Origin of the sequence: Vagococcus fluvialis bH819 (genome assembly GCF_900163795.1) — a bacterium.
GTDB classification, from domain to species: domain Bacteria; phylum Bacillota; class Bacilli; order Lactobacillales; family Vagococcaceae; genus Vagococcus; species Vagococcus fluvialis_A.
Window position 1 is genome coordinate 19,988 of record NZ_FWFD01000007.1, and the last position, 24,884, is coordinate 44,871.

General features: G+C 31.5%; 28 protein-coding genes. 22 read left to right on the forward strand and 6 right to left on the reverse strand.

Translation table 11 applies throughout. The features are described from left to right. Positions 1 to 100: 100 nt before the first annotated feature. Together FM121_RS02740 and FM121_RS02745 are read left to right on the forward strand one after the other, a co-directional pair. Positions 101 to 688 carry a TetR/AcrR family transcriptional regulator gene (locus tag FM121_RS02740; RefSeq protein ID WP_086950618.1) on the forward strand — a complete coding sequence of 196 codons (588 nt, stop codon included), beginning with the start codon at positions 101 to 103 and terminating at the stop codon, positions 686 to 688. A gap of 2 nt (positions 689 to 690) precedes the next feature. Beyond that, positions 691 to 924: a hypothetical protein gene (locus FM121_RS02745; RefSeq protein WP_086950619.1), complete on the forward strand. Its 234-nt coding sequence runs from the start codon at positions 691 to 693 to the stop codon at positions 922 to 924. 174 nt (positions 925 to 1,098) lie between these two features. On the opposite strand, the gene FM121_RS02750 is transcribed toward FM121_RS02745, so the two are convergent. After that, positions 1,099 to 1,860 (reverse strand): helix-turn-helix domain-containing protein, encoded by a 762-nt coding sequence (locus FM121_RS02750; RefSeq protein WP_086950620.1) that lies wholly within the window; start codon positions 1,858 to 1,860, stop codon positions 1,099 to 1,101. A gap of 112 nt (positions 1,861 to 1,972) precedes the next feature. Continuing rightward, positions 1,973 to 2,872, reverse strand: a complete 900-nt coding sequence (locus FM121_RS02755) for a metallophosphoesterase (RefSeq protein ID WP_086950621.1) — start codon at positions 2,870 to 2,872, stop codon at positions 1,973 to 1,975. 573 nt (positions 2,873 to 3,445) lie between these two features. On the opposite strand from FM121_RS02755, the gene FM121_RS02760 reads away from it, so the two are divergent. From FM121_RS02760 to FM121_RS02790, 7 genes are all read left to right on the forward strand, one after another. Beyond that, the gene (locus FM121_RS02760) at positions 3,446 to 3,985 is read left to right on the forward strand and encodes an RNA polymerase sigma factor (RefSeq protein ID WP_086950622.1); all 540 of its coding nucleotides are present in this window, start codon (positions 3,446 to 3,448) and stop codon (positions 3,983 to 3,985) included. Beyond that, a complete protein-coding gene (locus tag FM121_RS02765; protein WP_086950623.1) occupies positions 3,975 to 4,769 on the forward strand; it encodes a hypothetical protein in 795 nt (264 codons plus the stop codon). The genes FM121_RS02760 and FM121_RS02765 overlap by 11 nt, the downstream gene beginning before the upstream one ends. Next, complete coding sequence (locus tag FM121_RS02770; protein WP_086950624.1) at positions 4,756 to 5,604, forward strand: ABC transporter ATP-binding protein; 849 nt, start codon at positions 4,756 to 4,758, stop codon at positions 5,602 to 5,604. The genes FM121_RS02765 and FM121_RS02770 overlap by 14 nt, the downstream gene beginning before the upstream one ends. Positions 5,605 to 5,607: 3 nt before the next feature. Then, positions 5,608 to 6,750: a hypothetical protein gene (locus FM121_RS02775; RefSeq protein ID WP_086950625.1), complete on the forward strand. Its 1,143-nt coding sequence runs from the start codon at positions 5,608 to 5,610 to the stop codon at positions 6,748 to 6,750. Further along, a complete protein-coding gene (locus tag FM121_RS02780) occupies positions 6,751 to 7,959 on the forward strand; it encodes a hypothetical protein (RefSeq protein WP_086950626.1) in 1,209 nt (402 codons plus the stop codon). Between the two features lie 34 nt (positions 7,960 to 7,993). Next, on the forward strand, positions 7,994 to 9,457 hold the full coding sequence (locus tag FM121_RS02785; protein WP_086950627.1) for a hypothetical protein: 1,464 nt from the start codon (positions 7,994 to 7,996) through the stop codon (positions 9,455 to 9,457). 255 nt (positions 9,458 to 9,712) lie between these two features. After that, positions 9,713 to 10,108, forward strand: coding sequence for a DUF1093 domain-containing protein (locus FM121_RS02790; RefSeq protein WP_179203779.1), 396 nt, complete (start codon positions 9,713 to 9,715; stop codon positions 10,106 to 10,108). An 881-nt stretch (positions 10,109 to 10,989) separates the two neighbouring features. Here the strand turns inward: FM121_RS02790 and FM121_RS02795 are convergent. Next, positions 10,990 to 11,892 carry a prenyltransferase gene (locus FM121_RS02795; protein WP_086950629.1) on the reverse strand — a complete coding sequence of 301 codons (903 nt, stop codon included), beginning with the start codon at positions 11,890 to 11,892 and terminating at the stop codon, positions 10,990 to 10,992. A gap of 134 nt (positions 11,893 to 12,026) precedes the next feature. Between FM121_RS02795 and FM121_RS02800 the strand changes: the two genes are divergently transcribed. The 13 genes from FM121_RS02800 (at position 12,027) to FM121_RS02860 (ending at position 22,808) form a co-directional block, all read left to right on the forward strand. Continuing rightward, entirely contained in the window at positions 12,027 to 13,010 is a 984-nt protein-coding gene (locus tag FM121_RS02800) for a polyprenyl synthetase family protein (protein ID WP_086950630.1), read from the forward strand. 296 nt (positions 13,011 to 13,306) lie between these two features. Next, complete coding sequence (locus tag FM121_RS02805) at positions 13,307 to 13,699, forward strand: hypothetical protein (protein ID WP_086950631.1); 393 nt, start codon at positions 13,307 to 13,309, stop codon at positions 13,697 to 13,699. 79 nt (positions 13,700 to 13,778) lie between these two features. Then, positions 13,779 to 14,099, forward strand: a complete 321-nt coding sequence (locus tag FM121_RS02810; protein ID WP_086950632.1) for a bacteriocin immunity protein — start codon at positions 13,779 to 13,781, stop codon at positions 14,097 to 14,099. A gap of 233 nt (positions 14,100 to 14,332) precedes the next feature. Continuing rightward, positions 14,333 to 15,388, forward strand: a complete 1,056-nt coding sequence (locus FM121_RS02815; RefSeq protein WP_086950633.1) for a bifunctional transcriptional activator/DNA repair enzyme AdaA — start codon at positions 14,333 to 14,335, stop codon at positions 15,386 to 15,388. Between the two features lie 87 nt (positions 15,389 to 15,475). Further along, positions 15,476 to 16,204, forward strand: a complete 729-nt coding sequence (locus FM121_RS02820) for a MerR family transcriptional regulator (protein WP_086950634.1) — start codon at positions 15,476 to 15,478, stop codon at positions 16,202 to 16,204. Between the two features lie 11 nt (positions 16,205 to 16,215). Continuing rightward, a complete protein-coding gene (locus FM121_RS02825; protein WP_086950635.1) occupies positions 16,216 to 16,920 on the forward strand; it encodes a hypothetical protein in 705 nt (234 codons plus the stop codon). Positions 16,921 to 16,973: 53 nt separating this feature from the next. Then, complete coding sequence (locus tag FM121_RS02830) at positions 16,974 to 17,297, forward strand: ArsR/SmtB family transcription factor (RefSeq protein WP_086950636.1); 324 nt, start codon at positions 16,974 to 16,976, stop codon at positions 17,295 to 17,297. Between the two features lie 65 nt (positions 17,298 to 17,362). Beyond that, positions 17,363 to 17,935 carry an NAD(P)H-dependent oxidoreductase gene (locus FM121_RS02835; protein ID WP_086950637.1) on the forward strand — a complete coding sequence of 191 codons (573 nt, stop codon included), beginning with the start codon at positions 17,363 to 17,365 and terminating at the stop codon, positions 17,933 to 17,935. Between the two features lie 349 nt (positions 17,936 to 18,284). Then, the gene (locus tag FM121_RS02840) at positions 18,285 to 19,163 is read left to right on the forward strand and encodes a GNAT family N-acetyltransferase (RefSeq protein ID WP_086950638.1); all 879 of its coding nucleotides are present in this window, start codon (positions 18,285 to 18,287) and stop codon (positions 19,161 to 19,163) included. Positions 19,164 to 19,245: 82 nt separating this feature from the next. Then, a complete protein-coding gene (locus FM121_RS02845; RefSeq protein WP_086950639.1) occupies positions 19,246 to 19,740 on the forward strand; it encodes a hypothetical protein in 495 nt (164 codons plus the stop codon). Positions 19,741 to 19,772: 32 nt separating this feature from the next. Next, a complete protein-coding gene (locus FM121_RS02850) occupies positions 19,773 to 20,645 on the forward strand; it encodes an AraC family transcriptional regulator (protein WP_086950640.1) in 873 nt (290 codons plus the stop codon). A 111-nt stretch (positions 20,646 to 20,756) separates the two neighbouring features. After that, a complete protein-coding gene (locus tag FM121_RS02855; protein ID WP_086950641.1) occupies positions 20,757 to 21,944 on the forward strand; it encodes an MFS transporter in 1,188 nt (395 codons plus the stop codon). A gap of 30 nt (positions 21,945 to 21,974) precedes the next feature. After that, positions 21,975 to 22,808: an alpha/beta hydrolase gene (locus FM121_RS02860; protein WP_086950642.1), complete on the forward strand. Its 834-nt coding sequence runs from the start codon at positions 21,975 to 21,977 to the stop codon at positions 22,806 to 22,808. A gap of 400 nt (positions 22,809 to 23,208) precedes the next feature. On the opposite strand, the gene FM121_RS02865 is transcribed toward FM121_RS02860, so the two are convergent. The 3 genes from FM121_RS02865 to FM121_RS14415 form a co-directional block, all read right to left on the reverse strand. Beyond that, on the reverse strand, positions 23,209 to 23,634 hold the full coding sequence (locus FM121_RS02865; protein WP_086950643.1) for a hypothetical protein: 426 nt from the start codon (positions 23,632 to 23,634) through the stop codon (positions 23,209 to 23,211). A gap of 17 nt (positions 23,635 to 23,651) precedes the next feature. Beyond that, positions 23,652 to 23,927 carry a hypothetical protein gene (locus FM121_RS14410; protein WP_179203780.1) on the reverse strand — a complete coding sequence of 92 codons (276 nt, stop codon included), beginning with the start codon at positions 23,925 to 23,927 and terminating at the stop codon, positions 23,652 to 23,654. 102 nt (positions 23,928 to 24,029) lie between these two features. Then, positions 24,030 to 24,710 carry a hypothetical protein gene (locus FM121_RS14415; protein WP_179203781.1) on the reverse strand — a complete coding sequence of 227 codons (681 nt, stop codon included), beginning with the start codon at positions 24,708 to 24,710 and terminating at the stop codon, positions 24,030 to 24,032. Positions 24,711 to 24,884 lie beyond the last annotated feature (174 nt).

The window sequence follows — 24,884 nt, forward strand, 5'->3', positions numbered from 1 at the left end:
AATCCGATTGTTTTTTTTGGTTTAAATATGAATAATAATATTATTTTATTCATGAATATAGTTTATATTATATTCATAATGAGAAGGGTGGAAAATAGAGATGTCAAAAAAATTTTCAGAATCAGATATATTAGTGATTAAGGAAAATTTACAGATAGCCTGTGAGGAAAGTTGGCGAATCAGAGGTTACAAACAAACAAACATACCATTATTAACTAAATCAGTAGGTATTTCTTCAGGAGCTTTTTATCTTATTTATAAGAGAAAAGAAGATCTTTTTTTAGATGTCTTAGATAAGATTCAAAAACAATTATTGACAACTTGGTCGGAATTTATAGAAAAAGATGAAAAAAAAATAGAGGGATTTAAAAAAGGATTACAGTGGTTATTTCAAGAATATCGTAGTTATCCTACTTTATATGATTTAAATAGCGATGAATATGCTTTGTTTTTAGCTAAATTACCAAAAGATAAAGTAACGGAACTTAAGAGAAAGAGTTCAGATATTTTTAAACAAGTGATTAAGCGTTCTAAATTAATCCTACTTTTACCAGAAGAAGAAGTGATGGATATCATTCATTCAATCTTATTTTTATCGTTAGTGGATGGGGAAGTATTAAAAGGGACAGAAAGAACGTTTAATTTTTTATTAGATCACACTTTATATGAACTGTTTAAGGAGGAATAAAAATGTTAAAAGAAATGAATCAAAAAATCAATCAAATTAATAAAAAAATAGGGGTTAATATGGAAATATCAATGCCATCAAAAAGGGTATTGGAGATAAATGAAAAAAGTAATATTTTGATTTCTGTGACATGTCTATCACTAGGCACACTAACCTCATCAAAAATATTGCTAGGTTTAGGGATTTTAAGTGGCGTGAGTGCGATAGTTACCCATGTTGAAAAGAAGAAAATTTAGATAAAAAAAAGAGTAGGTACTATGCTACTCTTTTTCTTCGCGTTTAGGGTGCTGCATTAGCACGACTAAATATAAAACTATTCATCTATTATATTACCATAGTTATAAAAAAAGTCATTACCAAATTTTAAAGTAATGGATTAAAAAATTAGTGATTATTAACTTAACATATGTTTATTTGTTTTTTAGTTCTTTTTTATCAATGAATAACCAACTGACATCCTTTTGTGGTTGATTAGTGGAGAATTTTTCAATATTAAGAATTCTAATTGATTTATCTTTATTAGAAAATGAATAATCAATAGAATGATCAATCGTGGCATCTTGATAAAGACTAGCAGAAGCTGCTGGAATAGTAAGGGTTTCTTTTTGATTAAATGAAAATAGACTTGGAAAAGCTTGAAGTTGTACATAAATGTTAGGATCATTTAAATCGATGGTACCAAAAATTTCTGGAGTATGAAGCTTAGTGAATTTCTTTTTATTTTTTAGCTGAATGGTGTAAGTTACATTTTCTGGGATAATCTGCTCTTTTCTAGTGCCAGAGTTGAAGACTTTTTTTTCAGCTACCTTATTTGAAGAAATTGAAACCACTTCTAAATCATCAGGAGTTAGTTGAATAGGTTGTTGTGTCCAAAAGAAATAACTAACAAAAATAGCAATTAAGGCTACACTAGCAGTTAATAGGGATAGGAAAGTCCTTCTCTTAATATTAACATTCAATTTTGCGGTCATTTTTTTATCTCCTCTCAACATGTCATCAAGGGACAGATTGAAAAAATCACTCAATTTAACTAACTGTTCTAAATCGGGATAGCTTTTTCCGTTCTCCCATTTCGAAATCAATTGGCGACTGACAAAAAAATCATTGGCTAATTCTTCTTGTGTTAAGTTTTTTTTAGTGCGTTCTTCTTTGATAATTTTTCCGATTTCCATCATTAGCACCTCCTTGAATTAAGCATAGTTGCGAACAGTAAAAATGACTAGCAACGGAATGAAACATTGATAAATTAAGCCTGCTACATATCCTTCCATGATAAAAAAGCTCTTAATACTCAACAATCGTTAAACTTTTTAAGAATTCTTCTTTAAGATGTTGGTCTCGGTAAATTTGAAACTCTTTTTGATGATGTTTGAGAATCTTTCTAACATTCATCGGATTAAAACTGGCCATTAAGTGATTAGTAAGCATAAAATCATGAGTAAGTTGCCATTCGTAAAAATAGCCTAATGGTTTTGCGGTGTAAATAATATCCCCAATCTTGGTCTCTTCAAAACGGCGATGGGTGTGACCGAAAATCACTTGTCTGATATTAGGATAGTTGGCAAGCATATCCCCTAATTTTTGGGTTCCTAAGAAGGCATTGATTTGATTCCAGCGAGCGTATTTTCCTTCAAAATAGCGAATAAACTCTTGATGTGGAACAAAGTGAGTAGCCAAGATAACCTCTTTATTTTGCCTGCTCAAATCATCTAAAAGGGTTTCTAATTGGGAGAGAATCTGCTCAGTTATTTCGATATCACTTTGTCCTCGCTCAATCATTCGGTCGTACCAATATAAGTTTTTAGCTGCGAGTATTTTCTTTGGATCATTTTCTAAAGCAAAACTATAATCATACCAACCATTCATCCCGACTAAAACTAAATCAGATGTTAATTCTAAATAATCTAAATTAAGAAAGCGATCATCTGGATAGTTTTCTATTTCCTCTGGATTTTTTAAGCTAGGTAGTTCATGATTCCCAAAATTGTAAGTCACAGAATAGGAACTTTTTTCTAAATAATCGACTGTTTCAAGTAATTGCTTGATCGTATTGGCTGTGTCCCCAGCTAGGTGGAGATGGTTTATTTGCTGTGCCTCTAAAAGCTCTATAAGGAGGTCTAAATCCTTTTTGGATAGTTTGTTAATGTCAACGTGTAAATCGCTGATAATGGCTAATTTGTCCATGTAAGTCACCTCATGGATAGTATAGCGTAGTCTTTGATAAAATAGCTAATTTTATAAGCATACAAAATAATTAGATTGTGTTATAATAAATATGCGAAACGAGATTAGTAAACAAACAGAACACCAAAAAACCACCCTATGGCCATAGGGTGGTTTTTCTTTTCACTGGTGTGAATCAGCGTTGGGTTAGTAGCAACTATTTGAATACCGTCTAGTCATCTAACTTCTGACTAATCCATAATAATATGAGTCCCACAAAAAGTGGTGCGATAAACAACGAGATTATTTGATCAAACAAACAGAACACCCCCTTTAAGGGCAGTTGCCAATAATAATTATATCATGAAAAATCATCAGATTTTATGATTTGAGGTTGAACCAAGGTGCTTTTTTAGTAAGCATCCAATTCTAAAATGAATTAATTAGTAACTATGTCTCCTAATAAGGTGAGATAGTTTGTTTGTTGTACGTTTAATCTTATTTTTACAAATAAAATTTTATTTATAAAAATTTAAAAAATGTGCAACAATAAAAGTGCTGATTACGAATAAGTATGTAAAGGAGGCTGATAGGATGCCAAGTGATGCTGATTTAATCAAAAAAATAATCAAAAAAGGCTCTAAAGAAGCCTCTGAAATATTAATAGAAAGATATTATGATGCTCTTTATTGTTTTTTATATCGTCAACTAGGGAACAAGGAAGATAGTTTAGATGTGACGCAGGAAGTTTTTATCTCCGTTTTAAACAGTATTCAAACCTATGATGCAAAAAAAGCCAGTTTTAAAACGTGGTTGTTTCAAATAGGAACGTACAAGGTAATTGATAGAAGGCGTAAAAAACAAGTGATTTATGAAGAGTTGGAAGAATATCACGAAGGCCAAACAGATGACTTACTTGCTCAATTTGTGGAATTTGAATTGTTAGAATCCGTCAATGATTATGTAATGAAGTTTCACCCAGATATTCAAAAAGTCTTTCGTTTAAAAATATATGGTGATTTTACGTTTAAGGAAATCAGTAGGTTATTAAATCAAAGTGAAGAAAAAGTTAAGGCACAGTACTATCGTTTGGTGAAGAAGATTAGAAAGGAGTTCCAAGAAAATGAAAGATGAAAAAAAGATTGAATTACCTAATGAGTTAGAAAAAAAACAAAGTATCGCGTTTATTTTAGATCAAGCAGATGTGTCACCTCGTACTTTTTTACAGTTTATTCGAAATTTTTTAAGCGAAATTAATATTAAAATTATTTTTGGTGAGTTAAAAGAAGTGCTACTTGTTATTTTTACGACATTGATCTGTGTACTTGTTTTAGGAATTCAAGTCACTCATGATCAAATGCTAAAGACAAACTTAGTGATAGGTGAATTACAACAAAGTACGGCATTTTTTACTTTTTTATTGTCTCCTTTAGTGTACGCTTTGTTCCACTATTTGAGTCTTTGGAAAGAGTATCAGCTTAAAACATTTGAATTAAAAATGACTTACCGAATTTCTCTAAAAGAGCTACTCATTATTCGGTTGTTACTGTTTAGCATGGTTGCTTTGATTGTTTCTGTGACATTTAGCTGTCTATTTTGGTTAGCGTTAGAAAAAAATATCTCCTTAATCAGATTAATCAGTATTTCAAGTGCTTCTTTATTTATATTTGCATCTGTTCAACTGGTGTTGGATCAAAAAATAAGTTTGAAAAAGAGTTATATTATTAGTCCTATTTTTTGGCTGATTATTGGTTTTATTTTATTTGAACTAAGTAATTTTGTTGGAGACATCTTAATGTGGTTACCGAATTTTTTAGTGATAATCATTAGTTTAGTTGCGATAACAAGTTATTTGTATTTACTTAGACAAGAGTTTTTAAAACAAAGAGAAGGAGGGAAAGTATATGTTAGAGCTTAGAAATGTTAGTAAAAAATTTAAGAACACACTTGTTTTAGAAGAAATAAATCTTACTTTCGAGAACGGAATTTACGGCTTACTGGCTCCTAATGGGGCTGGAAAAACAACGCTTATCAAACTGATGACAACCCTGTTATTTCCAACTACAGGAGAAATATTATGGGATGGTCAAGAAATAAATCAATTAGGCGAAAGTTATCGAGGAGAGTTAGGTTACCTACCTCAGGACTTTGGTTACTATGGAAATTACAGCCCAGAAAAATTTTTACTTTATGTGTCCGCCTTACAAAAAATGGATAAGAAAAAAGCTAAAATAAAAATATCAGAACTTTTAGAATTAGTTGCTTTAACTGATGTTAAACATAAAAAAATGAAGCATTTTTCAGGTGGAATGATTCAACGTGTGGGAATTGCTCAAGCTATGTTAAATGATCCTAAGTTACTGATTTTGGATGAGCCAACAGCGGGACTAGATCCTAAGGAAAGAGTTCGTTTTAGAAACTTATTACATCGATTGGCAGAAAATCGAATCATTATTTTATCAACACATATCGTTTCTGATGTAGAGTCCATTGCACATCGGTTAATCTTATTAAAAGACCATCGCGTGTATTTATCTAATACACCGAATGAAATCAGTGAGTTAATGCAAGGGAAAGTGTTTGAAATACCTATGAAGGAAAAATTACTTGAAGATTATTTACTACTGAGTGAGAAACAGTGCGAACAGGGAGCTGTCTATAGAATTGCTAGTTCCACCATTCCTAACAACAGTGTGGAGGTCAGACCGACATTAGAAGATGCCTTTTTATATCTGTTTAGAGATGAGGTGTAACGAATGTTGTGGCTAGAATTTAAGAAGTTATTAGAGCAACGGATTATTATAGTTTTTATTTTGTTATGTTTGGCTTTTAATCTTCTGATGATAATCAGCAGTAGTTTTGATCAGAGCTACTTGAAAGAAGTGACAGAGTTTAAACATGAGCAGGGGCAATTAATTTCTCCAACAAGTATTGAAACTGCAGAAAAATTACCTTTTTCAAAAAATCAGCAGAGATTAGTTAATGAATTATCTGAAGTAGAGGATATTTTTAGTCAATTATCTTATCAAGAATTAGAAGAACAGGTCATTGATCATTATCAAGTGACAGGTAAGATGACTCAGAATTTAGGGAATAAATACCAACGATTAGAACCGGTTATTAAAAAGCTCTCTCAAGAAAAAGCTGCACTAGATATTGCAGCTGCAGGAGACACTATGAATTATTTTACCTATATTAGAAATATTTTGTTTCGGATGATTTTATTAGAAAGTATTATCTTTGCTGTATTAATTGGACTATATAGTAGTGCTTCAGAAAAATTAACCAAAACAGAAGCGTTAGTTTTTACATCAAAATGGGGACGAAAAATTCAGTTTAGCAAATTCTTATCAGGATTAGGATTAGTCTTACTTTTTTATCTCTTAAATACTTTCGTAGTGCTATTTAGTTTTCAGATGACCGAATCACTGGCTGATTTATGGCAAAGTAGTGTGAGTACGCAATTTCACGTCAATATTTATATGCCAGATATACTGGAACTGCCGTTTATTACGTGGATTCCTTTAACTTTATGGGGATATATGATGACTTCTGCTATTTTAGGGGTGTTCATTATAATTTTCGTCTATAGTAGTCAGTTTTTAGTTGGGTTGTATTTCAATCATTTCTTTAAAGGGTTTATTTTCACGATTTTTCTGATAGCTTTACATAAACTAGTGAGAATATATGCTTTTAGACTAGGTTGGTGGTCGATTTTTACCGGAGTAAATTTTTCACCAATCGCTATTGTCGAAAATCAGAGCTATTGGTTTACCGAGATGGGAATTTTTTCAATTATTCCCTTGCAAGAAACAGTGGTTGTTGTAAGTAGTTGTCTGATTTTAGTTTTATTCATCTTACCAGTTAGTCGTCTTTATTCAAGAAAGGAGGTCAAGTAAATGGTAAAAGTGGAGTTCAAAAAATTTATCCAACCAATCGTCATTGGGGTGGTGTGTTTGATTAGTTTCGTTTCCTATCAATATAATATTAATTTTATTTATACTTTTTGGCCAAATGGTGGTATCACAGAATTTTATAATTTTTCTCATGAGTGGCATGACAGATTTGGAATCTCAATGTCAGATGGTGATTTTGAAGTCGTGGCAAATGAACATCGGGAACGTGTAAAAAAAGTTGATAGTATCATTAAGGAAAGTGAATTTGGGAAAGAACGAGGAATCAACACCTATAAAGAGTTTAAAACGTATGAAAGTGAATTGCCAGAAGGTTCTGTTTTGGAATTACCTAAATTGGATCAGGAAGAACGTCAAGAGCTAAGAGAATTTATTCAACCTAATGAAAAAGCATTTTCTCAAATAGAAACTTATGAATCAATTATAAAAAATAAACAATCTTTTTCCTCCCCAGAAGCTTTTGTTAAAGGGAGAGAGATAAATCAAAAAGAACAAGAACAATTAACTAAAGTGTTGTTTCAAAATGAGAGTTGGCGAAATATATTACCGATGTATTTATCTGACGAATTAGTGGCTATTATTTCGAATATGTTAATAACGATTTTAATTGCTCTAGGACTTTTGTTACCTTCCGTTTTTGTGAGAGATACTATGCTAAAAATTAAAGCGACTCAGTGGAGTAGTAAACGAGGACGCAAAATTGTTAAAAGTCAGTACATATCGACTCAGTTGTGGAGTTTACTGACGATTACAGTGATGTTAGGTATCTTTTTATATCCATTAAAAAACACCGAATTTACTCGCTACTTCTCTAGTGGATTGAATTCATTTTTAGGTGAAAGCTGGTTTCAAGGTAGAAACTATTCATTTTTAGACATCACTTTTGGAAGTTGGTTGTGTCTAGTCATCTTATTAGTGTATTTAGTGGGGATGAGTTTTAGCCATATCTTATTTTTTATCGGTCAAACAAGCCGCAATTATTTAAACATGTTAATGAAAGTTATTCCTATGTTAACAGTATTCATTATGTTAAGTTCTTTAATATTTAACCATGCCTTTTACTTGGAAAATAAAATATATCAATGGACAGGGATTGTTAATAGTGAACTTTACGTGAGTCTATTATTGCTTGTTGTGAGTGTTGGAATAGGAATTACGCCGATATTTATGAGTAAGAAGAGGGAACTGATATAAATCCTATGACTTAATTTTTCGAGGAGGAGTAATTATGAATCTATCAGTGACTATGAAAAAGTATCAGGCAGTAGGTATCGTTATTATGGTTAGCTTTATTTTAGTTTTACCTCAGTTAATACTTAAGAATATGATCATAGGTTCAGATGTTCTATTTCACTTTAATCGTCTATATGATACGTCTCAGCAAATCAAGGGAGGGAACTTTCAATCATTCATTTCAATGTATGGCTATCAACAATCAGGACGTGTGGTAACGCCTATTTATGCCCAAATACTATCGTACGTATTGGGTGCATTACTTTTGATTTGCGGTAATTGGTTTGTTTTTCAAGTGGTTAGTAATTTTTGTCTTTTTTTACTATCGGGAATATCGATGTATGCTCTTTTGAAAAAAATGAAAATCAAACAAAGAACGAGTGTGGAGCTGAGTTTATTTTTCATGACAACCTATTCAATATCTTACTGGGTTATTAGACAAGGTTTTTCTAGTTGGGCAGGAGCATTATTACCATTATGTTTACTACCAGTTGTGGACATGATCAAAGAAAATAAATATCAACCGATTAGAGTGGCACTATCACTAACTGTGATGTTTCAAACACATTTTCTGACGAGCCTCTTTGTTTTGGTTTTCTATAGTATAGCTTTTATGTATCAGTTATTTAAGAATAGTCATAAACTAAAATTGATACGCGGACTAGTTATTTCAGTGGTTATTTTTTTCTTGTTAACAAGTAACATCTGGTATGCTTTATGGTGGCTCTATGGCAACAATAGAATTCTTCCGCCATTTCAAAATACCGCAATGTTTGAACAAACGATAACAAAAGCAAGTTGGTATCGGTTAATCAATCCTTTTATACTGCCATTAATGATCCTCTTCTTATTGTTTACCCTCATTACGCGATTTCGTGAAATGTCAGATTTAAACAAATATTTTTCTTTACTATCTTTGTTCTTCTTTTTTCTATCTTCCAATTTTGTACCGTGGCGCTTTTTTTCAGGATTAGACATATCTTTGATTAAAGTCATTCAATTTCCATTTCGTTTTTTCATTCCTGGAACGGTATGTTTAATCTGCAGTGTTGGATTAACTCTGTCAGAAAATTTATATAGAGTGAAAGTTAAAAAGTTCTCAATTTTGGTAGTAGCATGTATTATTCATAGTTTATTTTTATATGGCGATGCGTTGAAGGAGTGGGATAACTCAAAATTATTCATTCAATCAGGAAGTCATGTTGTGATTCATTCGGATGATGTTGATGAAGTAAAACAATCTTTTTATCAGAAAGACTTAAATAAATCTTTGGCACTCGTTGAAAAATCAACACCAGATTATTTGCCAGTATACAAGGATTCTGAGAAAAATCATCAATTAGTTGTGGAGTGGCAAGGAAAAGAAAATGAAGAAGTCATTGTTCCAGTCATTAAGTATGCTCGAACAATAATAATTTATAATAATCACAAACAAAAAAGCAACCAGCCTAAATGCTGATTGCTTAAAAAGGAGTTGTTTATTTACTTTGGAGGAGTAAATAAAATGAAAAAGTTTGTTAGGGTTGTTTTGTTGGTATACATATATAATAACGTGTAGATGTGTTGAAAGTATGATGGAATTGTTCTAAATTATGAATATTTTATAAAGTAATTATTAAGAATAACTAACGTGACAAGTTTGTAAGTTTTATCCATTTTTACTGTAAGTTCTTTTTGATAAACTTGAAATATAATTAATCGAGGAGAGATGAAAATGAAAAAAATAATACCTATTATTTTACTTGTAGTCGCAATTTTTATCGGTTTTAAAGGCTATCAATACTATAATGATACATATAAGGCAACAACGGCCTATGCAGTAGTGCCTCAAACTGTTCCAGAGAAAAAAGAAGCACGAGATGCAACTGATGACAAAATTACAGATAGTGATGGTTCAGTTAATTATTCGTATGACTATTCATTTAACTTTATTAAAAAGAACGGAAAAAAACAGACACAAGAATTTAGTTTAACAGGATCAAAAGTTACTCCTTATGAACCTGGTACAATTGTAACTGCTGAAATATCAAATAAACGAGTTGTAAAAGGGCCAAACGTTGTGAGTGAGGACCAAGTACCACAAGAAATATTAAAAGAACTAAAAAAATAAGAGACGCCTTTTAAAGTTTAAACTAGAAAAATTCTAGTTTACTTTTAAAAGGCGTTTTTTTGTTAAATCTTAGTTTATGAATAAGACGTCAATCCTATATACAATTTAATTAATTGGATTAAGAATTAAAACCGAAAAATATGACAAAAAATAAACCATATATACCGAGTGAAAGTGTCATTAAACTGAGTAAACATAAAAATATTTTAAGTGTTTTACTACTCTGTTTTAATTTAAAAAGACTAATAATAAAGATTATACCAGCTAAAATGATAAGTAAAAATATCAAAATAAATAATAATCTATCTTTCAACAAATAAAGCATCGCAATCAGTCCTTTTTTATTAAGTATACAATAAAAGGAATAACGTGTAAAAAAGCAACTAGTGACTAGTCTAGTTGCTTAAAAAGGGTTTTATTATTTACTCTGGAGAAGTAAACAATATGAAAATTTGTTAAGGTTGTTTTGTTGGTACATCTATATGATATCGATTGAATGTGTTGATAATGTGTGCAACAATTTAGTCGAATAAAAAGCAGGCTCTTTAACCTGGCTCTATTAAAAAATATTTGTATAAATAAAAAAGAGGCTGACATTTTTGTCAGCCTCTAAAAAGGAGTTGTTTTATTTACTTTGGAGGAGTAAATAAAATGAAAAAGTTTGTTAGGGTTGTTTTGTTGGTATACATGTATAATAGCGAATAAATGTGTTGAAAATATGACGAAATTGTTCTAAAATAAGAATTTTTTTTTAAGAAATTGTTAAGTCAGAAAAACGACCAATTACGGGTCAAAGGAAATGATGTGTTGAAAGGATTGGATTCAATGCTGAATACAGGTACAGGTGGTATAAAGCAAGAATCCATCATATAAATAATGTATTAAAACCAAATCCCAATAAAGAATAGAACAACTTCGAAAGAAACGATCATAGCTAAATTCTTAATTGCTAAGGGAAATGTTTTGGTTTTGATTTGTTCTTGACTATATAGTTTAGTATTCTTCCAAATTTTCGGAAAGATTCCCCAAATTAAAATAAGAGTCAAAGGAACAATTTTGAAGATGACTGATAAGGTGACAGCTATAAAAGTTGCAATGACTAACAGTTGAAAAAGTCTAACTGCTTTTTTATTTCCAATATAATAAACAAGTGTATGACGATTGTTCAATGTATCTTCTTCTAAGTCACAAGTGTTGTTAGCCAACATCAAATTAGCAATCGAAAATGCAGCGGGTAGTGACATCAAACCTACACGAGAAACTAAGCTCCAATCAAAAGGAACTAAATCGTAGATATTTAAATAAACACAAATTAGAGGAATAATAATCCCCATAGTTAACCCAGATGTAACTTCACCAACTGGTAGACTAGAAAGTGGTTTAGGTCCAGCAGAGTAGAAAATTCCCATAGCGTAACTAAACATACCTAACCATAAAATAATCCAACTTGTTTGAGAAGCTAGATAAATGCCCATTAGTGCAGAAAGAATAATAAAGGTCCACATAATATTACGGACAAGGCTTAAAGAAAGGTGTTCCCGTCCAATAATATTGGTTTCATCCTTATAATCATGAACATCTGTTGCATTATGATAATCCATATAATTATCCATAATATCCACAGCCATATTAAAAAGGACCATGGAAATAAAAAAGATAAGCATATTGCCCCAATAAATTTGTTTAAAATGATACCATGAATAGAGAAATCCCATTAAAAAGGGAAATATACTCGCTGTTTTAGCTTTTAATTCTACTAACTCAGCAAAAACTTTAAAACTCATTGATTAAAACATCCCTTCACTTTTCGTTCAGTGTTTATTATACTGTTATAGTAGAATTTTTCAATTATTTAAAATTGACACAGTTGTTTTAATGCGCTAAATTGAAACTATGATTATTTTGTAGGAGGCCAATAATGGCAGTACATCCACTATGGGAAAAATATCCCGATATAGAGAAAGATTTAATAGAAACAAAAAAAGTTATGGAAAAGTCTGTGAAAATCAGAAATAAAGATATTACGCATGCTTTGCAAATGTTCTTTGAAGCAGGTGGCAAATTGTTGCGCCCAGCTTATTTCTTACTGTTTTCAAAATTTGGAGATGCAGATATGCCTGAAAAAAAAGCACACCGAGTGGCAGCCTCATTAGAAATCTTACATGTGGCGACTTTAGTTCATGATGATATAATTGATGATTCACCTATTCGCAGAGCGCTACCATCAATTCAAGCAACGTATGGGCAAGATATAGCTGTTTATACAGGAGACTTTTTATTCACCGTCTATTTTCATTTGTTAGCTACATCAACGAGAAGTTTTAGAACGATTGAAATGAATGCAAATAGTATGAAACGAATCTTAGTAGGTGAATTAGATCAGATGAATCTGAGATATAATACTAATATTACAGTAAAACAGTATTTTCAGCATATTAAAGGAAAAACAGCTCAGTTATTTGAATTTGCCTGTTTTGAGGGCGCTCATTTTTCAGACAGCTCAAAAATGATTCAATTAACAGCCAAAAGAATCGGTTATAATATAGGAATGGCTTTTCAAATTATGGATGATATTTTAGATTATAAAGCGTCTGAAAGTGATATGCAAAAGCCTGTATTTGAAGATTTGAAAAATGGTTATTACACATTACCATTGATTTTGGCTATGGAAAAACATCAAGATGAATTTGCCCCTTATTTAGAAAAAAGAACGGATTTATCTGACGCAGAACTACAAGAAGTCCGTGATTTGATTGCTAAATACGAAGGTATCGAAAAAGCTGAAGCCATCGCAGAACGATTTACAGATCGTGCTTTAGCTGGTATAAAAAAACTACCAGATCGTCAAGAAAAAGATATTTTATATGATGTAACAGCCACATTATTGAAAAGAAATAATTAAAATAGCGTGGTGAAAACGGCGTTTAGCTCCAAGCAACTGGAGGAAATTAAAAATAATTCAGGGGTTTGGAATTAATTTTAATTTTTGAAGTTGTCGTAGGAGCTGCCGTTTGAACCCGAACTAATAGAGTGGATAAAAAATCGTTTTGCTCCAAGTAACTGGAGGAAACAGCAAACAATCCATGGTTTTAGGATTGATTGCTGTTTGTGAAGTTACCGAAGGCGCAGATTTTTTATCCCGGACTAAAACAGAGAGGATATTACTCTCTTTTTTTCTATTTAAAAGGAGATTGTAAAATGAAAAAGGCTAAGATTTTTTTGGTAATTATGTTGCTCCTTGTTTTATCTAGTTGTGGAATGAGTAAGGAGAAGCAAGGTAAAGAAATTCTTAATGCAAGTTTTGATTATGCCAATGAGCGTTATGATGAAAAAAATATGTTTACTAAGAAGAATACAAATGGGTATGTGTATCAAGATGAGGACTATTATTATGTTCAGTTAATTAATCAACAAGAGGAAGAAGATTCGTACGGCAAGAAAGCAATGTTTGTGATTCATGATTTTTACCGTATAAAAAAACATGACAAGTTCTCGATATCTAAAGAAGATTTTGAAGTGTACAACAATCGAGACGAAGTGGAAAGTAAACCATTTATCTATGATGAAGAAAATATAATTATTGAAGAATAACACCTTTAAAGACTATATGAAAAGTGGTATGATATTTTCATGAAATAAAAATACATAAAACTAAAAGAAGGTCTTTAAAATGACAAAGAGAAGTGTCGAAGAAGTTGAAGCAGCTGTTTTAAGAAAAGTGTATGATTTGATTTTGAATCCAGAAACAACAGAAGAAGAAAGAGTATTACTTGTTTTATTTAAAGAGGCTGCAACAAAAAATAAGGACATGGAAAAACCAATTATGGATCTTTCGAAGGATTTAAGTCGTTTAGCCATAAAAAAATACAAAGAAAAAACTACCCTCAGTTCAGAAGTAGGCGAGTTATATAAAGAAATTTCAGACACAGGACTACTTAAAAAGAATTTAGGTTATGGAATCATAGCAACTAGCCAAATGTTTAAATTTTAAAATAGAGAGCTGAAACTGGCGGTTAGCCCCATACCAAATGTAAATAACCTATCTCATAATGAAAAACTACTATGAATCCCTTGTGTATGAAGGAGTTATAGTAGTCTTTTTATCTTAAAAATATATCTAACTAATATGAAATAAACAAATAAAAACATACCTGTTCATTTTTCGAAAGTGTTTCTTTCTTAAGTCTTATATAATGAATTCAAATAGGAAATGGAGGAAAGAGTATGACTTTAACCCAAGATAAAATAAAAAAATATTATCAAGCACTAGTAGAAAAAGATTCAACCTATGATGGAATATTTTTTACTGGAATTAAGACAACAGGAATTTTTTGTCATCCTACATGTACTGCGAGAAAGCCTAAATATGAAAATTGTGAGTTTTACGGCACAGCAGAAGAAGCATTATTGGCAGGGTATCGTCCTTGTAAAATATGCCATCCTTTGTCTTTTCCTCATGAGATACCAGATGAAATTAAGCAACTTGTTCAAGCGGTAGAAGAAGAACCTGAAAAGAGATGGCAAGAAAAAGATTTTAAAGAACTAGGGTTACATTCGGCTACAGCTAGAAGAAAGTTCAAAGAAATTTATGGTATGACTTTTGTTCAGTACGCCAGAGCAAGAAGAATGGGGTTAGCATTTAAAGAAATAGCTAAAGGGAGTAAAGTGATTGACCAACAAGTAGCAACAGGCTACGCTTCACCTAGTGGTTTTAATGATGCGTTTACTAAAATAATGGGTAATCCTAATAAAAAATCTGAGATATGTATTCTAAATGCTTATTTTATAACAACTCCAATTGGAAAAATGTTGAGTTTATCAGATGATAATTATTTATACTTACTAGAATTTTCAGATCGTAGAGGACTAGAAAGAGAAATCGAACGCTTGAGGAAAAGTCAGAATTTCCGAATTATTCATGGTAAAAATAAAATTAATCAAGAAGTAGAACGTCAAATTCAGTTGTACTTTGAGAAAAAGTTAAAAGTCTTTGATTTACCTTTATTTAAAAAAGGAACACCATTTCAAAAACAAGTTTGGGAAATACTAGAAAAAATTCCAATAGGAGACGTTCGTAGTTACAAAGACTTATCCAAAGAATTGGGCGATGAAAATAAAGTGCGAGCCGTTGGAAATGCGAATGGCGCCAATCAACTGGCGATAGTCGTTCCCTGCCATCGTGTTCTTAAAACTAATGGCGAATTAGGTGGTTACGGTGGTGGTATTGAAAGAAAGCAGTATCTTTTAAAATTAGAAAAAGAGATGAGTGAAGAGTACTAGTTGTGTTAAATACTCAAATATTAAGAAATGATTGACTGTGTGGTAACTTCATAGTTTATACTGTGGGTAATAAGTAGGAGGGATTATATGACATCACTTTCAACAGGACAACTAGCCAATCTTTTTAATATTCCAAAACCAACAATCCGACATTACGTAGATGAACAGCTCTTAGTACCAATCATTAATGACAGAAATAGCTATCAACAATTTTCAGAGCGAGATGTCTACCGCTTGTATCAAATTATTTTTCTTAGGAAAATTGGTTTTTCCATAGAAGAAATAAAAAAAATGCTTAAGGAAGATACTATTTTAACAGAATTGAAAGCTTCAGTGGTTGATTTAGAAAATCAAATTCAAGAATTAAAAGCTGTTCAAAAAACAGTTAATACCATTCTTAAGGTAGAGGAAGGAATTGAAATGGGGGAAATTCAGTTTGTAGAACAAACAAGCCGTTATTTGAAAGAAGTTCCTGAAAGCTTGATTAAGAGAGACTCAATTGATTTTGTAGAAGCTGAAAAACAAGGATTTTCTCAGTTGGAACTATTAATTACTATCATAAATAGGGATGGAATGGAATGCTCTTACTTGATGAGTGAAAAGCTTGATTCTAACAAGGAACTAATAAGTGGAACTTATGCCTGTAAAAATGTGGAACTAATAGAGCCAGAACAACTAGAAAAAGAAATTGAACTCTTTATGAAGGATCCTATTTTACAAATAAGCTCAGATCAAGAAATAGTTGTTTATGAAAATATCTATAGTTCTTTAGGCTACAGTGAAAAAGAAGTTTGGACCTTAGAGGCAAGAATTTAGGAGGAATTAAGATGGAATACATGGGTGAATTGAATATTTTACAATGGACAGGTGAGTACTTTATTCAAATTCCAACAGGCTTTAAGGAAAAGGGGCTCGAAGAAGACAATATTATGGCGATTGTCAGAGATGCAGTGACCTCAAAAGAAATCAAAGACTTGAAAGATATGGAATCCCTCTCAACAAGCTTACCTTTGAAGAAAAAAACAGCTAAAGAAGTGATAGGAAAAATAGCAAAAGATGCAGCAGATCAAGGAATGAGCTTTTTAGTGGATACACTGATTGAAACAACTTTAGATATTGATATGGGAACAGATAATAAAAATAGTATTTTTAGTGAACTGTTTACAATGGTCATGGATCAAGAAGAGCGAAGCTATATTGCATCAATCGGTAAGTATGAAAAAAATCAGCTATTTTTCGAAAGTATTATTCCAACCTCAGAAACGATTCAAAAATTTTTTAAAACAGAATATGAAGCAGATTTTTTTACAACCCATGTAGCATTGAATACCTTTGAGTGTACGGGGGAATTTGAAATAGAAGAGCTCACTGAAAGTTTTTTTGATCAGATTATCAAAACGGATAAAATAAAAGCTGAAGTAGAGAGGCTTATATTTTCATATAAAGGATTTGATTATGTGATTCAGCGTATGAGCGCTCGAGAATTAAGTTATAATTTATTTACGATGGACATTGATTTAGAGAAAAAGTAAATTAGTTGACACGTGCATGTGTATGCATATATAATCTGTTTAGGTGATAAAAAATGACTGACTTAGAAAAAGAACAATGTTTAAAAGAAGTGGATGAGGCTGTTGATTTTGAATTTTACAAGACACTCTTTGATCCAGCTAGAATTGATATTATTAAGTATTTAGCAGTCAACGGTAAAAGTAATATTACTGAAATTTCTGAAAAATTACCTCAAGATCGTTCAGTGATTTCTAGACATTTGGACTTGATGTATCGTTATCAGTTGGTATCAAAAGAAAAACAAGGTAGAAATACGTTTTACTTGTTAAATGAAGAAGTGATCCTTAATCAATTTAAAGAAACGACCCATCAATTAGAAAATCTATTTCGTTGTTAGTAATAGATTTTTTTATTACCTAATCAGTGCATAAGTGCGCACTAATGATTTTAAAAGGAGAAAAAATGAAAACGATAATTTATGTTCATCCGTGGGAAGGTAGTTTAAATCACGCAGTGCTAGATAAAACTAAAGAAATATTAAGTAAAAAGAAAGAAACTTACCAAGTGATTGATTTGTACGAAGAACAGTTTGATCCAGTTTTTCATGCTTCAGAACTAAGGTATTTTTCAAAAGGGGATACGCCAAATCAACAAGTAAAAAATTATCAAAAGATGTTAAAAAATAGCTCAGAATTAATTTTTATTTTTCCTGTGTGGTGGTATAGTACACCTGCAATCTTAAAAGGATTTCTAGATAAAGTATTATTAAAAAATTTTGCCTATACAGAAGATAGCAAAGGAATTATGACGGGGTTACTGACACATATTAAGAAAGTCCATGTTATCACAACAGGACAAGCGCCTAAGTGGTATATGAAGCTTTTAAAAGGAAATAATATCCAGCGAACTTTTATTTCAGCAACTTTAAAAAGTGTAGGAATGTCGGGAATTAAATGGCATCATTTGGGGTATGTTGTCACATCAAGTAAAGAGAAGAAACAAAAATTTTTGGTAGGATTAGAAAGTAAACTATAAACTAAATTTTTCAAACTGTGTTAGAATGAATTAACTTCAACACATTAGGAGGCTTTGTTTATGCTAAAACTTATTATCGCTGGTTAATACGTTAACCAATTAAATAGAAAACAACATAGAAATTTTTTCAGCTGAGTAGCTGAGGATTATTTAGTGATGTTTTCAAGCGATAGATAAGAAAGTAAAACAAAGCGCATAAAAAGGTGAAAGCAGATAATTTTGAGACACCTTCTATTTGATGACAGTGCTAGAGCTTATCTGCACTGTCTTTTTTTGTGTTGTTGGAGGTGATTCTAGTGGATTAGAAAGATTAAGAAGATAGATAACTAAATGATAAGGAGAGAAAAGAATGAGAGACTATCAATTAATAATGGACATAAAAAATGATGAGATACTAAGAAATAGTTTTAACGACCTTGCGGAAACAACGTTTGGAATAAATTTTGAAGCATGGTACGAACTAGGTTACTGGCAAGGTAACTACATACCTTATTCATTTGTGATAGACAACAAAGTAATTGCTAATGTATCAGTAACTAAAAGTGAATTAGTAATCGATCAAGAAAAATATCAAGTTATTCAAATTGGAACTGTGATGACTCATAAAAAGTACCAGAAACAGGGATTATCAAGAAAATTAATGGAATGTGTTTTAGCTGATTACCAAAATAAATGTGATTATATTTATTTATTTGCTAATGAAACAGTTCTTGAATTTTACCCTAAATTTGGGTTCAAGCGTTTAGGGGAGGTGGAAACTGTCATTAATGTCAGCGAATATAAAACTGAAATAGATAGTCTTGAAAAAATTATTTTTAAAGAAAAACAAGAGGACATTGAAAGACTTATTTTAGAAAGAAATCAAGGGGCTATTAGAACCTATTATTCTGATAATGTGACGTTATCTATGTTTTATTATTCAACTATTTTTACTGAGAATACTTACTATATTCCAGAGCTTGAGATGTACGTGGCATTTGAAGTTGAAGGGAATCGACTTTATTTAATGGATATTTTAACGAATAGAGATTGGGTGTTAAGTGACGTATTAAATTACTTACCGATTGATGATGTTGGAGTAGTTGAATGTCCGTTTGAGTTAACAGGATGCGAGGGGCTAGAGATGAAGAAAGAATTAGCCTTTATTGATGATGATGCTTTGTTTGTGCTGGGAAAAGATATATCATCTTTTGATGGAATTAAGATACCTCTGATTGGGCATGTGTAATAATTTATAAAATAGTTATCTTTATTGGTGGTATAATTTATTAAAGGAAAAAGTGATGTTTTGGAGGAGTGAACGATAATTTATGGGCAGTCTGTTGGATTATTTACTTACGCTATTAGTCAGTTTTTTTATGTTACATGTTTTTTTAGTATTGCTTAGAAAGTTGAATTCCGAAAATAAGGAGCCTTTTAGAGATTTTTTTAAGAAAGCAAACAGTAAAAATAAAAAAAGTATCATAGCATCTTATGTGCTCCTAACAGTGTGTTTGTGGTTTATATTAGTCTGGCCGTTGTATTCGACTAGTCGTTTAACAACTGATAGTTTCTCCATTGATGGAATCGGTAATGTAGATCATATGAGCTGTCGAGGTAAATATTGTAGTAGTAGTTATTTAGTTTTAGAATATGCAACTGAAAAAGATAGTACTGTAGATGATGTGGATGTTCTTGCTCCTAAAAGTGTATCACGTGAAGCTGAAAAGGGTGACAAGATAATGTATCAACGAACAATTTATTTTAGTAAATTAACTAAATATCCTATTCGAGATAGTAGAGAGTTTATTAAAAAAATAAATTAGATTGAATATAATCATTAAAAAGGAGAAAATAAATGTCTTTTGAACATGAATTTATAGAGTATGCCAATCATCGAATACCGCTTAATTGGATTGTCCATTCATGGAAGGAATCTACAACGACAGTGCTACCTCACTGGCACACATCGTTTGAGATTTCATATACGTATTCGGGTACGATTGATAATTTTACGATTAATGGCAATTCCTACGAAACAGAACCAGGGACAATTCTTCTAATCAATTCTGCTGAAATCCACAGTGCTTTTTCGACGTACTGTTCAGATTTAGAAGCCTTAACAATTCAGATACCATTTGATTTTTTGAATCAATTATTACCCAATTTTGATTATATGAAATTTTCTAATCAACCTTTAGGTAATCAAGAAGAATTGAATCATTTTAGAGAATTATTAAGTCGTTTTTATCATTTAGTAAAAAAAGAACCTATCCCATTTTTAGAGGTTCAGTTAATGTCGTTAATGTATGAAATAATATATCTGATGGCTAAAAATTGGATGACAGAAGAAAAAATGCCAATCAATTCTAATTTGTATAATAAAAAATTAGGTCAAATTCAAATGATACTATCCTTTATTCAAAAAAATTATTCACAAGACTTAACCGTAGAAAAAATAGCCACAGAGTTTCACCTATCTACTAATTCTTTAAGTAAATTATTTAAAAAGAATTTAGGGTTAAGTGTGATGAAGTATGTTCAGTTAGTTAGGGTGAATAAGGCTCAAAGTTATCTGATTAAAAGTGATAAAACCATTCAGGTCATTTCTGATTTATCTGGCTTTCCAAATGAAAAATCTTTTAGAAAAGCATTTGAGGATATATTTAAACAAACACCTAAAAAATATCAATTGGCATACAAAAACATGATAATTGACCATAAAAAATAAAAAGTGGCTGAAATTGCCCTTTTTTTTGATTGAATTTGCCACTATTATAGTTGAAATCCGTGATATTCTTCTTAATGTAATCGATTTCAATAATTAATTGGAGGATCAATCATGAACAAAAATAGCTTTTTATTTAAGGCATCATTACTATCCATTTCTTCAGTATTAGTAGCCGGACCAGTTATCTCGTCTCTTATCCCTTTAATGCATGAGTCATTTCCTAGTCAGAGTATGTCATCTATTGAGTTGATAGCGACTGTACCTAATTTTGGAATTTTAATTTTTGTATTATTAAGTAATTTTATTATTAAATTTATTGGTAAGAAAAACACGGTTTTATTAGGATTAGCTATCGCATTAATTTCAGGACTCATTCCTGTTTTTATTGATAACTATACGGTGATTTTAGTTTCTCGTTTCTTTTTTGGTGCTGGAATTGGGTTATTCAATGCTTTGGCAGTTAGCTTAATCACAGAACTTTACGATGGTGAGCAACAAGCGAGTTTAATGGGCTTACAGGCTGCTATGGGATCAATCGGAAGTACAGTAATGACTCTCTTAGTCGGCTACTTTACAAGATTTGGTTGGCAAAATTCATTTCTTGTGTATGCTATTTCAGTATTGCCTTTGATTATGTTTGCTTTATTTATCAAGTTACCTTCCGATGAAAAATCAGAAGAGTTCAATGATAATCAAACACAAAAAACAAAAGAGAGTGTGAATGCACCTACTTTAGTATTAATGCTTTTTGCTTTAATTGTATACGCTTTATTTTTTGTAGTGATGTTAAAAACTGCCACATTGTTAGTTGAAACAGGATTAGGAAAACCTGAAACGGCAGCCAGTATCTTAGGATCAATTACAATTGTTGGTATTGTTGTGGGTGTTTTCTATGGTAAAATCTTCAAATTATTAAAACAGAACGTGTTACCTATTGGATTATTGGGAATGGGATTAGGTTTCATAATTATCTTATCTTCTAGCTCTATTTCAATGGTTACAGCAGGAGCGATTGTCTCTGGGTTATCTTTTAGTTTAGCTGCACCTTTCATGTTTATGTTGGTTGGTCAGGTGGCACCAAAAAATTCAGCTAACTTAGCGACAGGTATCTTACTTGTAGGAATTAACTTAGGTGTTTTTTTATCTCCAACAATTCATGGCTTTTTAGGTAAAATGACAGGAATGACAACTGCTGCAGATAGCTTCTTAATTAGTGGATTAGGTTTAATCGGATTGAGTGTATTGTCATTTGTTGTTTTAAGTCTACAAAAGAAAAAACAATTAGCACCGAACACATAAAAAATAAAAGAATAGAAAGAGGTTATTTATATGGCTTTAGTACAAGTAAACTTTATTTCAAAAATGTTATCAAGAACGGTTACCTTTAATGCAATTATTCCTTTAGATAAAATATCATTTGGTGAAGAGGAAGAGAAAAAACAAAAACCACTTAAAACGTTGTATTTATTACATGGTGCATTTGGAAACTATACAGATTATTTATCAGGAACACGTATTCAACGATGGGCAGAAGAGCATAATTTAGCAGTCATTATGCCGTCAGGAGAAAATCAGTTTTACGTCGATAAACCAAGTCGTGGCGAAAATTACGGCTCTTATGTGGCGCAAGAATTAGTAGAATTTACAAGAAACATGTTTCCACTGTCTCACGAAAAGGAAGATACTTTTATTGCAGGGCTTTCAATGGGTGGTTATGGGGCATTAATTAACGGCTTGAAGTATCATGAGACATTTAGTCATATTGGTGCTTTCTCGCCAGGCTTAATGATTGATCAAATTGCTGAAAGGTCAGAGTTATTATCTGTCACTGGTTGGAGTTTAGACTTTTACGATAATGCGTTTGGTGGTATTGATACGATTAAAAATAGCGACAAAGATTATTATTATCTAGTGGATCAATTAATCAAATCAGGAGCGGACATTCCCAAAATATACTTACCGATTGGAAGGGATGATTTCTTGTTAGAAAGTGTCCGAGGATTTAAAGGGTTTATGGATGATCGTCAGGTTGAGATGACCTACATTGAGGATGCTGGTGGTCATGAATGGGACTTCTGGGATACTTACGTGAAGAACTTCTTAGATTGGTTGCCACTTGAAGAAAAAGGTAATTTTTTAAATAGTGGGAATGTGACGGAATAATTAAGTAAAGTGATGGACTGAGAAAGTTCACCACTTTTTTTGGTTATTAAATTCCAAATAAAGAATAATCGTCACAAAACTAAAATAAGAAACACCAATAATTGGAAGGATAAAAACAAACAGACCTTCATTAAACCTAATCCAATCAGAAAAAAACAAAAGAAGAAATAGACAATGAAGGGTCCCTAAAGTTTTAACGATTGTTGTTCGCTTGCTGGGAAGGTTGACTTTAAAGGCAGACAAGCAAATAAAAAGGGAAAGACCACTAAGAAAATAACCAACCAATTGATTGTCACCAAAGTGTATGCCAATCCCTTTTCCAGTGGCAAAAATAAGGGATAAAAAGTAAGGTGAGATAAATTGTTTGATGGTAGTTTGATTTCATATAAACTCCTCCTAACTAAGGTTTAGGGATGTCGTAACCAATAGCCTTTAATTCTTTATGACTTGGTGGAAAAGCAAATTCATTCTTAATAAAATCTATATCTTCTGGTGTATTGCCATTATAAACAGGGTAATAGGAAAAGTCGTGGTGTTTCAGGTTATATCGAATGAAATATTCCCTTCCAGTTTCATTTTTGGTCACGAGAGGATCTGTGCTATCCAGTTCTTTATCAGATTTAGTCGTAAATGTCACCATGTATTCGTTACCTGTAAAATTTAAAAAAGTTTTTTCTAAAATAATCAGTTCACTACTGGAAATATTTTTTTCTTTTTTTAAATAATTTTTGATTTTCCAATCCACCCATTTATTTAATGCTAATGGCGATAGGCATAAAATTGTTATAATTACGAGACAGATGAGACTGCTTCTTTTTTTTGTCATGGTGAGATGTCCTTTCTTTAATAATCTCCAATTTTTCTAGGAGTATAGCCATTTTGAAAAATATCAGGTAATGCAGAAGGATAGATATACTGAACGTGTGCATAGTAGTCTTTAATAACTGGCGAGTTACCACTGCCATACCAGTAAGAATTAAAAACAAGTTTTGAACAATAATTTGGATTGGTAACTAATGGACCGGGAGAGATTAGGTACCTAAGGTTAATATTACGTGAATAACTACCTGAATAACTAAAATAATGTTTATCTGCATAATTAGCTACTTGATTAGCCATATTTTTATTTGGGATTCTCCATATTTGAATTTTATAGTTAATGTTTTGATCAGGGGTCCAACCTTGTTCAGAATAACCGAACAACCAGTTATTAGCATTAAATTAATGATTATTTTTTTCGATGCCACCAGCAAACCATTTTACAGGATTTCTTCCTCCAGTCATTTCTAGAATATAATTATCAGTTGTAGCAATGGCGGCATGTCCAGGACCTTTTGAATTAACAACAATAATATCACCTTTTCGTAAATCTTTCTTAAAACGATTTGCACTTCTTTTTTGAGCGTCTGAAAAGCCACGTGTGCTGATATCGGTAATGTAATTTCCTGAATAGGCTTCTCCTTGACCATCAGGTAACGCACCAAAACGTATTTGTTCAAACCATTCATCAAAGCTTTCCTCTAGCTTAAAAATTTCTTTAGTTTCAGGGTATTCATCTAAGTATATTTTGTAATTATAAATAAAATCTTCCAATGAATATAGTTCTCTTTTTATTTTACCAGTTGATATCGCATATTCATAAAATTCTTCTATCTTATCATCTCCGATAATTTGAGTATCTGGTATGTTGTTTTCTAAACTATCAGATGTGTTGGTTATATCTGATATAGGCGTAACCGAATCTTTTTTTGTTGATTCTTCTGTGGTAGATGATAAAATTTCTGAATCAATATCAGTGGAAAATTTAGTGGATGTCGAATTTTCTGTAGCAGCGATACCAATTGGGTTTGAAATTAGTAGAGAAAAAATAAGTAAACTTGAACTTAACAATTTTCTTTTCATTAATAACAACCTTCTTTCTTTTTGATGCCCTAAATATCCCACAAACTTTTCTTTTAAGTAAGCAATCAACAGTTTACATCATGTCAACCAGAGCGAGCAACATTGTTATATCAGAGTTTCGAACACGTGTTTTTAAATAATTAAGAACTTTCTTTTTTTGAGGAGCACGCAATA

Coding starts and splice junctions, on each gene's coding strand:
- FM121_RS02740 (WP_086950618.1), top strand. CDS start 101: ATGTCAAAAAAATTTTCAGAATCAGATATATTAGTGATTAAGGAAAAT.
- FM121_RS02745 (WP_086950619.1), top strand. CDS start 691: ATGTTAAAAGAAATGAATCAAAAAATCAATCAAATTAATAAAAAAATA.
- FM121_RS02750 (WP_086950620.1), bottom strand. CDS start 1,860: ATGGAAATCGGAAAAATTATCAAAGAAGAACGCACTAAAAAAAACTTA.
- FM121_RS02755 (WP_086950621.1), bottom strand. CDS start 2,872: ATGGACAAATTAGCCATTATCAGCGATTTACACGTTGACATTAACAAA.
- FM121_RS02760 (WP_086950622.1), top strand. CDS start 3,446: ATGCCAAGTGATGCTGATTTAATCAAAAAAATAATCAAAAAAGGCTCT.
- FM121_RS02765 (WP_086950623.1), top strand. CDS start 3,975: ATGAAAGATGAAAAAAAGATTGAATTACCTAATGAGTTAGAAAAAAAA.
- FM121_RS02770 (WP_086950624.1), top strand. CDS start 4,756: ATGTTAGAGCTTAGAAATGTTAGTAAAAAATTTAAGAACACACTTGTT.
- FM121_RS02775 (WP_086950625.1), top strand. CDS start 5,608: ATGTTGTGGCTAGAATTTAAGAAGTTATTAGAGCAACGGATTATTATA.
- FM121_RS02780 (WP_086950626.1), top strand. CDS start 6,751: ATGGTAAAAGTGGAGTTCAAAAAATTTATCCAACCAATCGTCATTGGG.
- FM121_RS02785 (WP_086950627.1), top strand. CDS start 7,994: ATGAATCTATCAGTGACTATGAAAAAGTATCAGGCAGTAGGTATCGTT.
- FM121_RS02790 (WP_179203779.1), top strand. CDS start 9,713: ATGAAAAAAATAATACCTATTATTTTACTTGTAGTCGCAATTTTTATC.
- FM121_RS02795 (WP_086950629.1), bottom strand. CDS start 11,892: ATGAGTTTTAAAGTTTTTGCTGAGTTAGTAGAATTAAAAGCTAAAACA.
- FM121_RS02800 (WP_086950630.1), top strand. CDS start 12,027: ATGGCAGTACATCCACTATGGGAAAAATATCCCGATATAGAGAAAGAT.
- FM121_RS02805 (WP_086950631.1), top strand. CDS start 13,307: ATGAAAAAGGCTAAGATTTTTTTGGTAATTATGTTGCTCCTTGTTTTA.
- FM121_RS02810 (WP_086950632.1), top strand. CDS start 13,779: ATGACAAAGAGAAGTGTCGAAGAAGTTGAAGCAGCTGTTTTAAGAAAA.
- FM121_RS02815 (WP_086950633.1), top strand. CDS start 14,333: ATGACTTTAACCCAAGATAAAATAAAAAAATATTATCAAGCACTAGTA.
- FM121_RS02820 (WP_086950634.1), top strand. CDS start 15,476: ATGACATCACTTTCAACAGGACAACTAGCCAATCTTTTTAATATTCCA.
- FM121_RS02825 (WP_086950635.1), top strand. CDS start 16,216: ATGGAATACATGGGTGAATTGAATATTTTACAATGGACAGGTGAGTAC.
- FM121_RS02830 (WP_086950636.1), top strand. CDS start 16,974: ATGACTGACTTAGAAAAAGAACAATGTTTAAAAGAAGTGGATGAGGCT.
- FM121_RS02835 (WP_086950637.1), top strand. CDS start 17,363: ATGAAAACGATAATTTATGTTCATCCGTGGGAAGGTAGTTTAAATCAC.
- FM121_RS02840 (WP_086950638.1), top strand. CDS start 18,285: ATGAGAGACTATCAATTAATAATGGACATAAAAAATGATGAGATACTA.
- FM121_RS02845 (WP_086950639.1), top strand. CDS start 19,246: ATGGGCAGTCTGTTGGATTATTTACTTACGCTATTAGTCAGTTTTTTT.
- FM121_RS02850 (WP_086950640.1), top strand. CDS start 19,773: ATGTCTTTTGAACATGAATTTATAGAGTATGCCAATCATCGAATACCG.
- FM121_RS02855 (WP_086950641.1), top strand. CDS start 20,757: ATGAACAAAAATAGCTTTTTATTTAAGGCATCATTACTATCCATTTCT.
- FM121_RS02860 (WP_086950642.1), top strand. CDS start 21,975: ATGGCTTTAGTACAAGTAAACTTTATTTCAAAAATGTTATCAAGAACG.
- FM121_RS02865 (WP_086950643.1), bottom strand. CDS start 23,634: ATGACAAAAAAAAGAAGCAGTCTCATCTGTCTCGTAATTATAACAATT.
- FM121_RS14410 (WP_179203780.1), bottom strand. CDS start 23,927: ATGGCTAATCAAGTAGCTAATTATGCAGATAAACATTATTTTAGTTAT.
- FM121_RS14415 (WP_179203781.1), bottom strand. CDS start 24,710: ATGAAAAGAAAATTGTTAAGTTCAAGTTTACTTATTTTTTCTCTACTA.